Consider the following 12,714-nt stretch of genomic DNA (forward strand, 5'->3'; position numbering starts at 1 on the left):
GCAGCGACCGCCCGTTCCGGGGCCGCGACGACCGCCCCCGCGACGACCGCCCCCGCGACGACCGCCCCCGCGACGACCGCCCCGCCGGCGACCGTGCCCGTGGCGACGGGCCCCGCCCCGACCGCCGTGACGACCGCCGGCGTGACGACCGCCCGCGTGGTGACCGTTCCGGCGGCGACCGTCCGCGCTACGACCGCGACGACCGCCCGCGTGGTGACCGCCCGCGGGGTGACCGACCCCAGGGTGACCGCGCCCGCAGCGACCGTCCCCGCAGCGACGGACCACGCCCCGACCGCGGGGACGACCGCCGCGGCGGCCGCGACGACCGTGGGGACCGTGGCGGCGACCGCGGCCCCCGCCGCGAGCGCACCTCCGGCCCCCGCAACTCCGGCCCGCCCCGCGGCCGCAGCGGCCCCGGCAGGCCCCCGGCCGTCGACCCCGCCCGGCAGGCGGCCTACGAGCTGCTGACCGCCGTCCGCGAGCGCGACGCCTACGCCAACCTCGCACTGCCCGGCATCCTGCGCCGCCACCGGCTGCGCGACCGCGACGCCGGCCTGGCGACCGAGCTCGGCTACGGCACCCTGCGCGCGCAGGGCCTGCTCGACACGATCATCGACGCCTGCACCGACCGCCCGCTGGCCAAGATCGAGCACGCACTGCTCGACGCGCTGCGCCTGGGCGCCTACCAGCTGCTGCGCACCCGGGTGCCCGACCACGCGGCCGTCACCACCTGCGTCGAGCTGGTCCGGTCCGATCACGGTTCGCAGTCGGCCGGGTTCGTCAACGCGGTCCTGCGCCGCATCGGCGAGCACACCGAGGCCGAGTGGCTCGACCGCCTCGCCCCCGACCCCGCCGAGGACCCGGTCGGCGACGCCGCGCTGCGCCACGCCCACCCGCGCTGGATCGCGCAGGCCTTCGCCGACGCGCTCGGCGGGACCGGTGAGGAGCTGACCGCCGCCCTCGCCGCCGACGACACCCGACCGCGCGTGCACCTGCTCGCCCGGCCCGGCGAGATCACCGCCGAGGAGCTGGCCCTCGCCACCGGCGGCGAGCAGGCGCCCTACTCGCCCTACGGGGTGCACCTGGAACCGGGCAGCGGCGACGTCGGCGAGCTCGACGCCGTCGCCGAGGGGCTCGCGATCGTCCAGGACGAGGGCAGCCAGCTCGTCGCCGCCGCGCTCGCCCGGGCCGAGCTGCTGGGCGAGGACACCGGTCGCTGGCTCGACCTGTGCGCCGGGCCGGGCGGCAAGGCGTCGCTGCTGGGTGGGCTCGTCGCCGCCCGGGGCGGGACGCTCGACGCGGTCGAGTCCAGCGAGCACCGCGCCGACCTCGTGCGCCGGTCCGTCGCGGAGTTGCCGGTCACCGTGCACGTCGCCGACGGCCGGGAGGCCCCGCTGCCCGACGGCGGCTACGACCGGGTGCTCGTCGACGCGCCCTGCACCGGGCTGGGCGCGCTGCGCCGCCGCCCCGAGGCCCGCTGGCGGCGCCGCCCCGAGGACATCGCGACGCTGACCCGGCTGCAGCGCGAGCTGCTCGTCGCTGCGCTGCGGCACGTCCGCCCCGGCGGCGTCGTCGCCTACGTCACCTGCTCGCCGCACGTGTCGGAGACCGTCGGCGTCGTCGGCCGGATCGTCGGCCGCGACGGACGCCCCGGCCCGGCCGGTGCCGTCGAACAGCTCGACGCGCGCGCCTGGCTGCCCGGCGAGGTCCCCGGCCTCGGGGACGGGCCGACCGTCCAGCTGTGGCCGCACGTGCACGGCACCGACGCGATGTTCCTGGCGCTGCTGCGCCGCCCGCTCGACGACTGACCGCGGTGTGACGGCGGCCTCGCCCACGGGTGCGGGGCCGCCGGCGAGCGGCCAGTAACCTCCTCGGCGTGCACCCGATGATCGCGCCCAGCATCCTCTCGGCCGACTTCGCCCGACTCGGCGAGGAGGCCGCCGCCGTGGGCGGCGACGGGACCGGGAACGGCGCGGACTGGCTGCACGTCGACGTCATGGACGCGCACTTCGTGCCGAACCTGACGCTCGGCCTGCCGGTGGTGCAGAGCCTGCGCGCCGCCACCGACATCCCGCTCGACTGCCACCTGATGATCGAGGACCCGGACCGCTGGGCCCCGGGCTACGCCGAGGCGGGCGCCCGCAACGTCACCGTGCACGCCGAGGCCGCCCACGATCCGGTGATGCTCGCCAAGAACCTGCGCGCCGCCGGGTCCCTCGCCGGGCTGTCGATCAAGCCCGGCACCCCGCTCGACCCCTGGGTCGAGGTGCTCCGCCACTACGACACGCTGCTGGTCATGAGCGTCGAGCCCGGCTTCGGCGGGCAGAGCTTCATCCCCGAGGTCCTCGACAAGGTCCGCACCGTCCGCAACCTGGTCGACACCGGGCACCTCACCGTGCTCGTCGAGATCGACGGCGGCATCAACGCCGACACCATCGACGCGGCCGCCGAGGCCGGCGTCGACTGCTTCGTCGCCGGGTCGGCCGTCTACGGCGCCGAGGACCCGGGCCGCGCCGTCGCCGCGCTGCGCGACAGCGTCCGCCGCGCGAACCCGCACCGCTGGGCCGGCTGAGCCCGCCCCGGCCCCGGAGCGAGGAGCAGTGGACGGCTCGACCGGCCCGGACCGCCGCACGGTGGCGGCGATGCGCCGTGCCCTGGCCGCATCCGTGGAGGTCCACGGCACCACCAGCCCCAACCCGGCGGTCGGCTGCGTCATCCTCGACCGGCACGGCGAGGTGGCAGGCGTCGGCGCCACCGCACGACCCGGCGGCCCGCACGCCGAACGGGTCGCGCTCGCCGCGGCGGGCCCGCGGGCCGCGGGCGGCACCGCGGTGGTCACCCTCGAACCGTGCAACCACACCGGCCGCACCCCGCCGTGCGTGGAAGGTCTCCTGGAGGCGGGTATCGCCCGCGTGCACGCCGCGGTCGCCGACCCGAACCCCGTCGCCGCGGGCGGTCTGGACCGGCTGCGCGCCGCCGGAGTGGATGTGACACTCGGCACGCTCGCCGACGAGGTCGCGCTCGGTCCGCTGCGCGGCTGGCTGCACCGCACGCGCACCGGACGCCCCCACGTGACCTGGAAGGTCGCCACCACGCTCGACGGCCGCGTCGCCGCCGCCGACGGCACCAGCCGCTGGATCACCGGCCCGGCCGCGCGCGGCACGGTGCATGACCTGCGCCGCAGGATGGACGCGATCGTCGCGGGCACGGGTACCGTCCTGTCCGACGACCCGGCGCTGACCGCCCGCCGGCCCGACGGCACCTTGTTCGACCACCAGCCCCTGCGGGTGGTGGTGGGACACCGCGACGTCCCGCCCGGCGCCCGGCTGGCCCGGACCGACGAAGCCGGCACCGCCGACGTGCTCCACCTCCGCACCCGCGATCCGGGGGAGGTGCTCGCCGAGCTCAGCCACCGGACCGTGGTGGACGTGCTCCTCGAGGGCGGACCGACCCTCGCCGGTGCGTTCGTCGCCGCAGGACTCGTCGACCGGGTGCTCGTGCACCTGGCCCCGGCCCTGCTCGGCGCGGGACCGCACGCCCTCGGTGACGCGGGCGTGGTAACGATCGCCGACATCGTTCGGTTGCACGTGGACGAGATCCACCGCGTCGGCGACGACGTGGTCATCGACGCACGACCGGCATCCGGCCCGACCGGGCCGGACGTGCCGCAGTAGGAGGGACGGGCGATGTTCACCGGGATCGTGGAGGAGGTCGGCGAGGTCGTCGACGTCCGCACCGACGACGACGTCGTCGTGCTGACCGTGCGCGCGGCACTGGCCGCCGAGGTCGGGCACGGGGAGTCGGTCGCGGTGAACGGCTGTTGTCTCACCGCCGTCGTCACCGGGCCGGGCGCGGCCACGCTCACCCTGGAGCTGGTGCCCGAGACGCTGAAGCGGACCTCGCTCGGCGCTGTCGGTGCCGGGTCCGGGGTCAACCTGGAGCGCGCCGTGCCCGCCGGTGGCCGGCTCGACGGCCACATCGTGCAGGGGCACGTGGACGGCATCGGCACCGTGGTCTCCCGCACCCCCGGCGAGCGCAGCGACGAGGTCCGGTTCTCGCTGCCCGCCGAGCTCGCCCGCTACGTCGTCGAGAAGGGCTCCGTCGCCGTCGACGGTGTCTCGCTGACCGTCGCCACCGTGTACCCGGACGGGTTCGGGGTGGCGCTGATCCCGACGACCCTCGCCGAGACCACACTGGGGTCGCGCGCCCCGGGGGACCCGGTCAACCTGGAGGTCGACGTGATCGCCAAGTACGTGGAACGCATGACCGCGGGGTACCTGCAGGGGCCCGGGTCCGGACAGGAAGGGGTCGCCCGGTGAGCGAGCCGTTGACGTCGCCGGTCACTCCGGCAGGCCAGGGGTCGGGCAAGCTGCCGGACGCCCCGCACACCGCGATGTCCCCCTCGGAGCGGGCCGAGCGCTTCGCCCAGATCGAGAAGGCCATCGCCGACATCGCCGAGGGCAAGCCGGTCGTCGTGATGGACGACGAGGACCGCGAGAACGAGGGCGACCTGATCTTCGCCGCGTCGAAGGCGACCGCGGAGCTGCTGGCGTTCACCGTCCGCTACACCTCCGGCTACGTCTGCGTGGCCATCACCGGTGAGGCCTGCGAGCGGCTCGACCTGCCGCCGATGCACCACACCAACCGCGACTCCTTCCGCACCGCGTACACGGTCACCGTGGACGCGAAGGAGGGCGTCACCACCGGCATCTCCGCCCAGGACCGTGCGCACACGATCCGCACGCTCGCGGACCCGGGGACCGACCGGCACGACCTGGTCCGGCCCGGGCACGTCGTGCCGCTGCAGGCCCGTGAAGGCGGGGTGCTGCGCCGTCCCGGGCACACCGAGGCCGCGGTCGACCTCGCCCGGATGGCGGGCCTGCCCGCCGCCGGCGCGCTGTGCGAGATCGTCTCGGAAAAGAACACCGGAGAGATGGCCCGCGGCGAGGAACTCGGCGTGTTCGCCGCCGACCACGACCTCACGCTGATCACCATCGCCGACCTCATCGCCTACCGGCGCCGCTACGAGAAGCACGTCGAGCGGGTCGCTACCGCGCGGATCCCCACCGGCCACGGTGACTTCCTCGCGCACGGCTACGACTGCACCCTCGACGGTACCGAGCACATCGCCATGGTGATGGGCGACGTCGCCACCCCCGCCGACGACGGCGAGGACGTGCTCGTCCGGGTGCACTCCGAGTGCCTCACCGGAGACGTCCTCGGCTCGCTGCGCTGCGACTGCGGCCCCCAGCTCGACGCGGCCCTGGAGGCCGTCGCCAAGGAGGGCCGCGGCGTCGTGCTCTACATGCGTGGACACGAGGGCCGGGGGATCGGCCTGCTGCACAAGCTGCAGGCCTACCAGCTCCAGGAGGCCGGCGCCGACACCGTCGACGCCAACCTCGCGATGGGGCTGCCCGCCGACGCCCGGGACTACGGCATCGGCGCCCAGATCCTCGCCGACCTCGGCGTGAAGTCGATGCGGCTGCTCACCAACAACCCGGACAAGCGCGCCGGGCTGGAGGGCTACGGGCTGCGCGTCGTCGGTCGCGAGCCGATGCCGGTGCGCGCGACCCCGCAGAACCTGCGCTACCTGCGGACCAAGCGCGACCGGATGGGCCACGACCTGCCCGACCTCGGCGAGGTCGCCGACCCGGCGCTCTGACCCGGCCGCGCACCGCGCACCGGGAGACCCCGTGGCGCGGCGCGCGGGCCGAGAGGCGAGAATCGGCCCATGAGCGGTGAGGGCCGGCCCTCCGGGGCCACGCAGCTGGACGCGAGCGGACTGCGGGTCGGGGTGGTGGCGGCCCGCTGGCACGCCGAGATCGTGGACCGGCTGCTGGAACGGGCCGTCGCCACGGCTCGGGAGGCCGGTGCCGAGCCCACCGTCGTGCGGGTGCCCGGCACCGTCGAGCTGCCGGTCGTCGCCCAGGAGCTGGCCCGTGGCCACGACGCCGTCGTCGCGCTCGGTGTCGTCGTCCGCGGCGGCACCCCGCACTTCGAGTACGTCTGCGACGCCGTCACCGCGGGCCTCACCCGCGTGGCGCTCGACGAGTCGACCCCGGTCGGCAACGGCGTGCTCACCACGGACACGGTGGACCAGGCGATCGACCGCTCCGGCGCGCCGGGCGCGGCCGAGGACAAGGGGACCGAGGCCTGCATCGCCGCACTCGAATCGGCGCTGGCGCTGCGCGACCTGCGCGCCGGCGCCCCGACCCGCCCGTGACCCCGACCCGGGTCAGCACAGGGAGACTCCAGTGACCGAGCAGCCGACCGACTCCACCGCCCCCGCCGCCCCGGTGGCGCAGACCCGGACCGGACCCGGACCGGACGCGGTGACCCTGCGCCCGCGGGGCATCCGCTGGACCGCCTGGCTCAGCGCCGCCGGCGTGATGGTGTTCTTCTTCATCGCGGCCTACTTCATGCCCGCCGAGGACACCGGGGTGATCTTCCAGCCGGCCGACCAGGTCGCGATGATGGTCATCGGGGCGTTCGTGGCCGGCGGGCTGCTGCTCATGGCCCGCCCCCGGGTGCGCGCCGACAGCCACGGCATCGAGGTCCGCAACGTCATCACCGCCCGGTGGTACGACTGGGCCGACGTGCACGGCGTCTCGTTCCCCGACGGCGCCGCCTCGGCCCGCCTGGAGCTTCCCGACGACGAGTACCAGTCGGTGCTCGCCGTGCAGGCCGTCGACCGCGGGCTGGCCGTGCGACACGTCCGGACCCTGCGCACGCTGCACCGCGCCGCCGTCCTGGGGGAGTAGGCCGGCTCAGGCGCCGATGCCCGGCGCCCCGGCCCGGCGGTCCAGGACCGGGCCGCCCAGGTCGGCCCGGTCGGCCGCGGCGGCCCCGTGCCGGAAGCCGCTGCCCGACACCTGCGGGCGGCGGGCGCGGCGCAGCCTGCCGAACTCGGCGTCGTAGGCCCGGTCGACCTCGGCGCCGCGGTCGGCCAGCACCAGTTCGGTCGATGCGGCCGCCCGCCCGGTCTCGGCCTCGGTCTCGCCCAGTGCGGAGCGCTCGGCCTCGCACAGCCGCTCGTACACCCGGCCCGCGAAGCCGTAGATCCAGGACCGCCGGTAGGCCGCCACCGACTCGCCGGGGTCCGGCGGGCGGACCGCGGCCAGCGCGGCCGTGGCCTGCAGCAGCAGCGACGTGTAGAGCAGCTCCACCCGCTCCCGGTCGGAGGCGAACCCGAACACGGTGACCGCGGCGACCGAGCCGCCCCGCTGGTCGTGCATCACCCACCGGCACCGCAGCGCCGACGCCGTCCACCCCAGCAGCCGCGCCTTCGCCCCGCTGTAGGGGTTGTCGACGGTGATCCGGCTCCGGCCGATCGGGTCGGCCCGCGACGGCCCGGCGCCGGGCGCCGCCGCCAGCAGCGCCTCGTCGATCCCGTGCCGTGCCATCAGCGCGAACGCCTTGTCGGTGTAGATCTCGGCCTCGTCCGGGGTGCCTGCCCGCTCCGCCTTCGCCAGCAGCTTGCGGATCCGGTCCAGCCGGGCCCCGGGCACCTGCTCACCCGGCGCGGTGCCGATGTCGGTGCGGGGGCCGGTCTCCTGCGCGGTGCTCACGGCGGTCTCCTCGGGCTCGGTAAGGTCGAACTCGTGTTCGAGGGCGAGGTGTACCGGACCCTACCGACAGTTCCGGTGCGCTCGTGCGCGGTCCCCGGCCGACACGCGTCCCTACACCTCGTCCGGGGCCCGCGCCGAGGCCGGGGCCGGGCCGGAACCGTCGGTGCCCGCAACTACCCTGGGAGTCACCATGGCCGACCCCAGCACCTACCGTCCGGCGACCGGGACGATCCCGGAGTCGCCCGGGGTGTACCGCTTCTCCGACCCCCGTGGCCGGGTGATCTACGTCGGCAAGGCCAAGAGTCTGCGGCAGCGGCTGAACTCCTACTTCGCCGACCTGTCCGGCCTGCACCCGCGCACCCGGCAGATGGTCACCACCGCGGCGAAGGTGGAGTGGACGGTCGTCGGGACCGAGGTCGAGGCGCTCCAGCTCGAGTACAACTGGATCAAGGAGTACGACCCGCGGTTCAACGTCCGCTACCGTGACGACAAGAGCTATCCCGTGCTCGCGGTGACGATGCACGAGGAGTACCCGCGGCTGCACGTCTACCGCGGCCCGCGCCGCAAGGGCGTCCGCTACTTCGGCCCGTACGCCCACGCCTGGGCCATCCGGGAGACCCTCGACCTGCTGCTACGGGTCTTCCCCGCGCGCACCTGCTCGACGGGGGTCTTCAAGCGGCACGGCCAGATCGGGCGGCCCTGCCTGCTGGGCTACATCGACAAGTGCTCCGCCCCCTGCGTGGGCACGGTCACCGCCGACGAGCACCGTGACATCGTCGAGAACTTCTCCGACTTCCTGTCCGGACGCACCGACCGGATGGTCCGCCAGCTCGAACGCGAGATGGCCGAGGCCTCGGAGAACCTCGAGTTCGAGCGCGCCGCCCGGCTGCGCGACGACCTCGGGGCGCTCCGCCGCGCGCTGGAGAAGCAGGCCGTCGTGCTGGGCGACGGCACCGACGCCGACGTGGTCGCCTTCGCCGAGGACGAGTTGGAGGCCGCGGTCCAGGTCTTCCACGTCCGCGGCGGCCGGGTCCGCGGCCAGCGCGGCTGGGTGATCGACAAGGTCGAGCCGACCGACACCGAGCAGCTCGTCGAGCGGTTCGTCTCGCAGTTCTACGGCGAGCAGCACGCCCTCGCGGGCGCCGCCGACGACGCGGCGCAGCCGGTGCCCAAGGAGATCCTGGTCCCGGTGCTGCCCTCCGACACGCCCGCGCTGGAGCGCTGGCTGACCGGGCTGCGCGGCTCCAAGGTGCAGATCCGGGTGCCCCAGCGCGGTGACAAGCGTGATCTGGCCGCGACCGTCGCGCGCAATGCGAAGGAGGCGTTCGCCCAGCACAAGCTGCGCCGCGCCGGGGACCTCACCGCCCGCTCGGCCGCACTGCAGGAGATCCAGGAGAACCTGGAGCTCGACCAGGCACCGCTGCGGATCGAGTGCATCGACATCAGCCACGTGCAGGGCACGAACGTCGTCGCGTCGCTCGTGGTCTTCGAGGACGGGCTGCCCCGCAAGTCCGAGTACCGCCGCTTCGAGATCCGCGACGCCGCACAAGAGGGTGACGTCGCCTCGATCGCGGAGGTGGTGCGCCGCCGGTTCCGCCGCTACCTGGCCGAGACCGCCGACGAGCCCGCGCCCACCGAGGGCTCCGGCGAGGTCGCGCCGGGTGACACCGTGCGCACCGGGATCGACCCCGAGACCGGGCGGCCCAAGAAGTTCGCCTACCCGCCGAACCTGCTCGTCGTCGACGGAGCGAAGCCGCAGGTCGACGCGGCGGCCGCGGAGCTGGCCGGGCTGGGGATCACCGACGTCGCGGTCTGCGGTCTCGCCAAGCGCCTCGAGGAGGTCTGGCTGCCCCACGACACCGACCCGGTGATCCTGTCCCGGACCAGCGAGGGTCTCTACCTGCTGCAGCGGATCCGGGACGAGGCGCACCGGTTCGCCATCACCTATCACCGCCAGCGTCGTTCGCAGGGCATGACGGCGTCCGCTCTCGACGGGGTCCCCGGGCTCGGCCCGGCCCGCAAGCAGGCGCTGCTCAAGCACTTCGGATCGGTGCGCAAGCTGCGCGCCGCCGACGTCGACGAGATCGCCGGCGTGCCCGGCTTCGGTCGCCGGACCGCCGAGTCCGTGGTCGCGGCCCTGCACGCCGGAACCGAGGGGGAGAAGGCATGACCGACGACAACGGCGAGGTGACCGCGGGCCCGGGGATCGAGGTCGCGGTGGTCAGCGGCCTGTCCGGGGCCGGGCGCAGCACCGCGGCGAAGGTCCTGGAGGACCTGGGCTGGTTCGTGGTGGACAACCTGCCGCCCGAACTCATCGCCACGATGGTCGAGCTGGGGTCGCGGGCCCGGGGCGAGGTGGCCCGGATCGCGGTGGTGATGGACGTGCGCTCCCGCGCGTTCACCGACGATCTCGGAGCCGTCATCAAGGACCTCGACGGCCGCGGCTACCGGCCGAAGCTGCTGTTCCTGGAGGCCTCCGACGCGGTGCTGGTGCGCCGCTTCGAGCAGAACCGCCGCTCGCACCCGCTCCAGGGCGCCGGGCGCATCACCGACGGCCTGGGCGCCGAGCGCGAGGTGCTGCGTCCGCTGCGCGAGGACGCCGACCTCGTCGTCGACACCTCGAACCTGTCGGTGCACGACCTGCGCACCCGGATCGAGGGCTCGTTCGCCCAGGAGAGCGCGCACGCGGCGACCCGGGTGACGGTGCTGTCGTTCGGCTACAAGTACGGGCTGCCGCTGGACTCCGACCTCGTCGTCGACGTGCGGTTCCTGCCCAACCCGCACTGGATCCCCGAGCTGCGCCCGTTCACCGGCCGCGACCGGGAGGTCAGCGACTACGTGCTGTCCCAGGAGGGCGCGGAGGAGTTCGTCGACCGCTACCTGGAGCTGCTCGACCTCGTCGGCGCCGGGTACCGGCGCGAGGGCAAGCGCTACCTGACCGTGGCCGTCGGCTGCACCGGCGGCAAGCACCGCTCGGTGGCGATCTCGGAGGAGATCGGGCGCCGGCTCGCCGACCGCGAGGGCATCCAGGTCAACGTCGAGCACCGCGACATGGGGCGCGAGTGAGCCCACACCCACCCGAGCGCACCGGGGGACTGCGGGTGGTCGCGCTCGGCGGTGGGCACGGCCTGCACGCCACGCTGACCGCGCTGCGCCGCTGCCCGCCGGTCACCGACATCACCGCGGTGGTCACCGTGGCCGACGACGGCGGTTCCTCGGGGCGGCTGCGCCGCGAGCTCGGCCTGCTCCCGCCCGGCGACCTGCGGATGGCACTCGCGGCGCTGGCCGGCGACGACGAGCGGGGCCGCTTCTGGTCCGGGCTGGTCCAGCACCGCTTCGGCGGGACCGGCGCCCTGGCCGGGCACGCGGTGGGCAACCTGCTGCTCGCCGGGCTGCTGGAACGCGACGGCGACCCCGTGCGCGCACTGGCGACCGTCGGCGAGCTGATGGGCTGCGCCGGACGGGTCCTGCCGATGGCCCGGGTGCCGCTGGACATCGAGGCGGAGGTCGCGCTGGACGGCGTCGACGGCGCCCACCTGATCCGCGGCCAGGTCGCCGTCGCCTCCACCCCGGGCCGGGTGCGCCGGGTCTGGCTGCGGCCCGCCGACCCGCCCGCCTGCGACGAGGCCGTCCGCGCGGTGCGCGCCGCCGACGTCGTGCTCCTCGGACCCGGCTCGTGGTTCACCAGCGTGCTCCCGCACCTGCTCGTGCCCGGGCTGCGCGACGCGCTGCTGGAGACCCCGGCGGCCCGGGTCGTGCTGCTCAACCTGGCCCCCGAGCCGGGGGAGACCGCCGGTTTCTCCCCCGAACAGCACCTTGAAGTACTGTCCGGGCACGCTCCCGGTCTGCGGGTGCACGCCGTCCTGGCCGACGCCGGGTCGGTGAGCCTGCCGGACCGGCTGGACGCGGCCGCCGCCGACCTGCTGGTCCCCGGCGGACGGGTGTGGCCGGCCGCCGTCGCCGACGCCCGGGCGGCGACCCCGCGGCACGACCCGGACGCACTGGCCGGGGCACTCGCCGACGTGTTCGGCGCCCTGACCCCCGGCCGGGTCCCGGCGGAGAACGGCACGCACGACAGGCCGCAGCACGACAGCCCGCAGCGCGGAAGGAGCTCCCGATGGCCATGACCGCCACGGTGAAGGACGAGCTGAGCCGGCTCACCGTCACCAAGCAGTCGTCGCGGCGCGCGGAGGTCGCCTCGCTGCTCCGCTTCGCAGGCGGCCTGCACATCGTGGGCGGCAGAGTGGTGATCGAGGCCGAGGTCGACACCGGCTCGGTCGCCCGCAGGCTGCGCCGCGAGATCCACGAGCTCTACGGCCACACCGCCGACGCGCACGTGATCACCGCGGGCGGTCTGCGCCGCAGCGCCCGGTACGTGATCCGGGTGATCCGCGACGGTGAGGGACTCGCCCGCCAGACCGGGCTGCTCGACAACCGTGGCCGCCCGGTGCGCGGGCTGCCGCCGCCCGTGGTCTCCGGTGACCTGTCCGACGCCGAGGCCGCCTGGCGCGGCGCGTTCCTCGCGCACGGGTCGCTCACCGAGCCGGGCCGCAGCTCCGCACTGGAGGTCACCTGCCCCGGCCCCGAGGCCGCGCTGGCCCTGGTCGGTGCGGCACGCAGGCTGGGCGTCGCGGCGAAGGCCCGCGAGGTCCGCGGCGCCGACCGGGTCGTGGTCCGCGACGGCGACGCGATCGGCGCGCTGCTGACCCGGATGGGCGCCCACCAGAGCGTCCTGTCCTGGGAGGAGCGTCGGATGCGCCGCGAGGTCCGGGCGACGGCCAACCGGCTCGCGAACTTCGACGACGCCAACCTGCGCCGCTCGGCGCGGGCCGCGGTCGCCGCGGCGGCCCGGGTCAGCCGCGCCCTGGAGATCCTCGGCGACGAGGTGCCCGAGCACCTGCAGGCCGCCGGGCGGCTGCGGGCCGAGCACACCCAGGCGTCGCTGGAGGAGCTGGGCCAGCTGGCCGACCCACCGATGACCAAGGACGCCGTGGCCGGCCGGATCCGGCGGCTGCTCCAGACCGCGGACAAGAAGGCCGCCGAGCTGGGCATCCCGGACACCGAGTCCGCCGTCACCGCCGAGATGCTGGAGGAGGAGGGCGGCGGGCGCTGACCGCGGTCACACCCCGTGACGAGGGGGGTGCGG

12 protein-coding genes are annotated in these 12,714 nt (G+C 75.4%); 11 read left to right on the forward strand and 1 reads right to left on the reverse strand.

The features are described from left to right. Positions 1–461: 461 nt before the first annotated feature. The 7 genes from ATL51_RS03295 to ATL51_RS03325 all read left to right on the forward strand — a co-directional run bounded on the left by ATL51_RS03295 (position 462) and on the right by ATL51_RS03325 (position 6,761). On the forward strand, positions 462–1,808 hold the full coding sequence (locus tag ATL51_RS03295; protein WP_100880446.1) for an RsmB/NOP family class I SAM-dependent RNA methyltransferase: 1,347 nt from the start codon (positions 462–464) through the stop codon (positions 1,806–1,808). Positions 1,809–1,885: 77 nt separating this feature from the next. Then, positions 1,886–2,572 carry a ribulose-phosphate 3-epimerase gene (gene rpe / locus ATL51_RS03300; protein WP_073575281.1) on the forward strand — a complete coding sequence of 229 codons (687 nt, stop codon included), beginning with the start codon at positions 1,886–1,888 and terminating at the stop codon, positions 2,570–2,572. A 70-nt stretch (positions 2,573–2,642) separates the two neighbouring features. Then, positions 2,643–3,674, forward strand: coding sequence for a bifunctional diaminohydroxyphosphoribosylaminopyrimidine deaminase/5-amino-6-(5-phosphoribosylamino)uracil reductase RibD (ribD, locus tag ATL51_RS03305; RefSeq protein WP_100880447.1), 1,032 nt, complete (start codon positions 2,643–2,645; stop codon positions 3,672–3,674). Between the two features lie 12 nt (positions 3,675–3,686). Then, on the forward strand, positions 3,687–4,319 hold the full coding sequence (locus ATL51_RS03310) for a riboflavin synthase (protein ID WP_100877625.1): 633 nt from the start codon (positions 3,687–3,689) through the stop codon (positions 4,317–4,319). Between the two features lie 74 nt (positions 4,320–4,393). Beyond that, positions 4,394–5,662, forward strand: a complete 1,269-nt coding sequence (locus ATL51_RS03315; RefSeq protein ID WP_073574702.1) for a bifunctional 3,4-dihydroxy-2-butanone-4-phosphate synthase/GTP cyclohydrolase II — start codon at positions 4,394–4,396, stop codon at positions 5,660–5,662. 69 nt (positions 5,663–5,731) lie between these two features. Then, positions 5,732–6,223 carry a 6,7-dimethyl-8-ribityllumazine synthase gene (gene ribH / locus ATL51_RS03320; RefSeq protein WP_100877626.1) on the forward strand — a complete coding sequence of 164 codons (492 nt, stop codon included), beginning with the start codon at positions 5,732–5,734 and terminating at the stop codon, positions 6,221–6,223. Between the two features lie 31 nt (positions 6,224–6,254). Then, on the forward strand, positions 6,255–6,761 hold the full coding sequence (locus tag ATL51_RS03325; protein ID WP_392567354.1) for a PH domain-containing protein: 507 nt from the start codon (positions 6,255–6,257) through the stop codon (positions 6,759–6,761). Between the two features lie 6 nt (positions 6,762–6,767). Here the strand turns inward: ATL51_RS03325 and ATL51_RS03330 are convergent, their stop codons facing one another. Continuing rightward, the gene (locus ATL51_RS03330) at positions 6,768–7,568 is read right to left on the reverse strand and encodes a DUF2786 domain-containing protein (protein WP_322789648.1); all 801 of its coding nucleotides are present in this window, start codon (positions 7,566–7,568) and stop codon (positions 6,768–6,770) included. A gap of 190 nt (positions 7,569–7,758) precedes the next feature. Here ATL51_RS03330 and uvrC point away from each other — a divergent pair, with 190 nt between their 5' ends. The 4 genes from uvrC to whiA are packed head-to-tail and all read left to right on the forward strand — an operon-like array spanning position 7,759 to position 12,681. After that, the gene (uvrC, locus tag ATL51_RS03335) at positions 7,759–9,738 is read left to right on the forward strand and encodes an excinuclease ABC subunit UvrC (protein ID WP_100877627.1); all 1,980 of its coding nucleotides are present in this window, start codon (positions 7,759–7,761) and stop codon (positions 9,736–9,738) included. Beyond that, positions 9,735–10,634 (forward strand): RNase adapter RapZ, encoded by a 900-nt coding sequence (rapZ, locus tag ATL51_RS03340; RefSeq protein ID WP_073574705.1) that lies wholly within the window; start codon positions 9,735–9,737, stop codon positions 10,632–10,634. Before uvrC ends, rapZ begins: the two co-directional genes overlap by 4 nt. 29 nt (positions 10,635–10,663) lie before the next feature. Beyond that, positions 10,664–11,695, forward strand: coding sequence for a gluconeogenesis factor YvcK family protein (locus ATL51_RS03345; RefSeq protein WP_100880448.1), 1,032 nt, complete (start codon positions 10,664–10,666; stop codon positions 11,693–11,695). Further along, on the forward strand, positions 11,686–12,681 hold the full coding sequence (gene whiA / locus ATL51_RS03350) for a DNA-binding protein WhiA (RefSeq protein ID WP_062395598.1): 996 nt from the start codon (positions 11,686–11,688) through the stop codon (positions 12,679–12,681). The genes ATL51_RS03345 and whiA overlap by 10 nt, the downstream gene beginning before the upstream one ends. The last annotated feature ends 33 nt before the right edge of the window (positions 12,682–12,714 follow it).

This window comes from Pseudonocardia alni, from assembly GCF_002813375.1.
Lineage (GTDB): Bacteria > Actinomycetota > Actinomycetes > Mycobacteriales > Pseudonocardiaceae > Pseudonocardia > Pseudonocardia alni.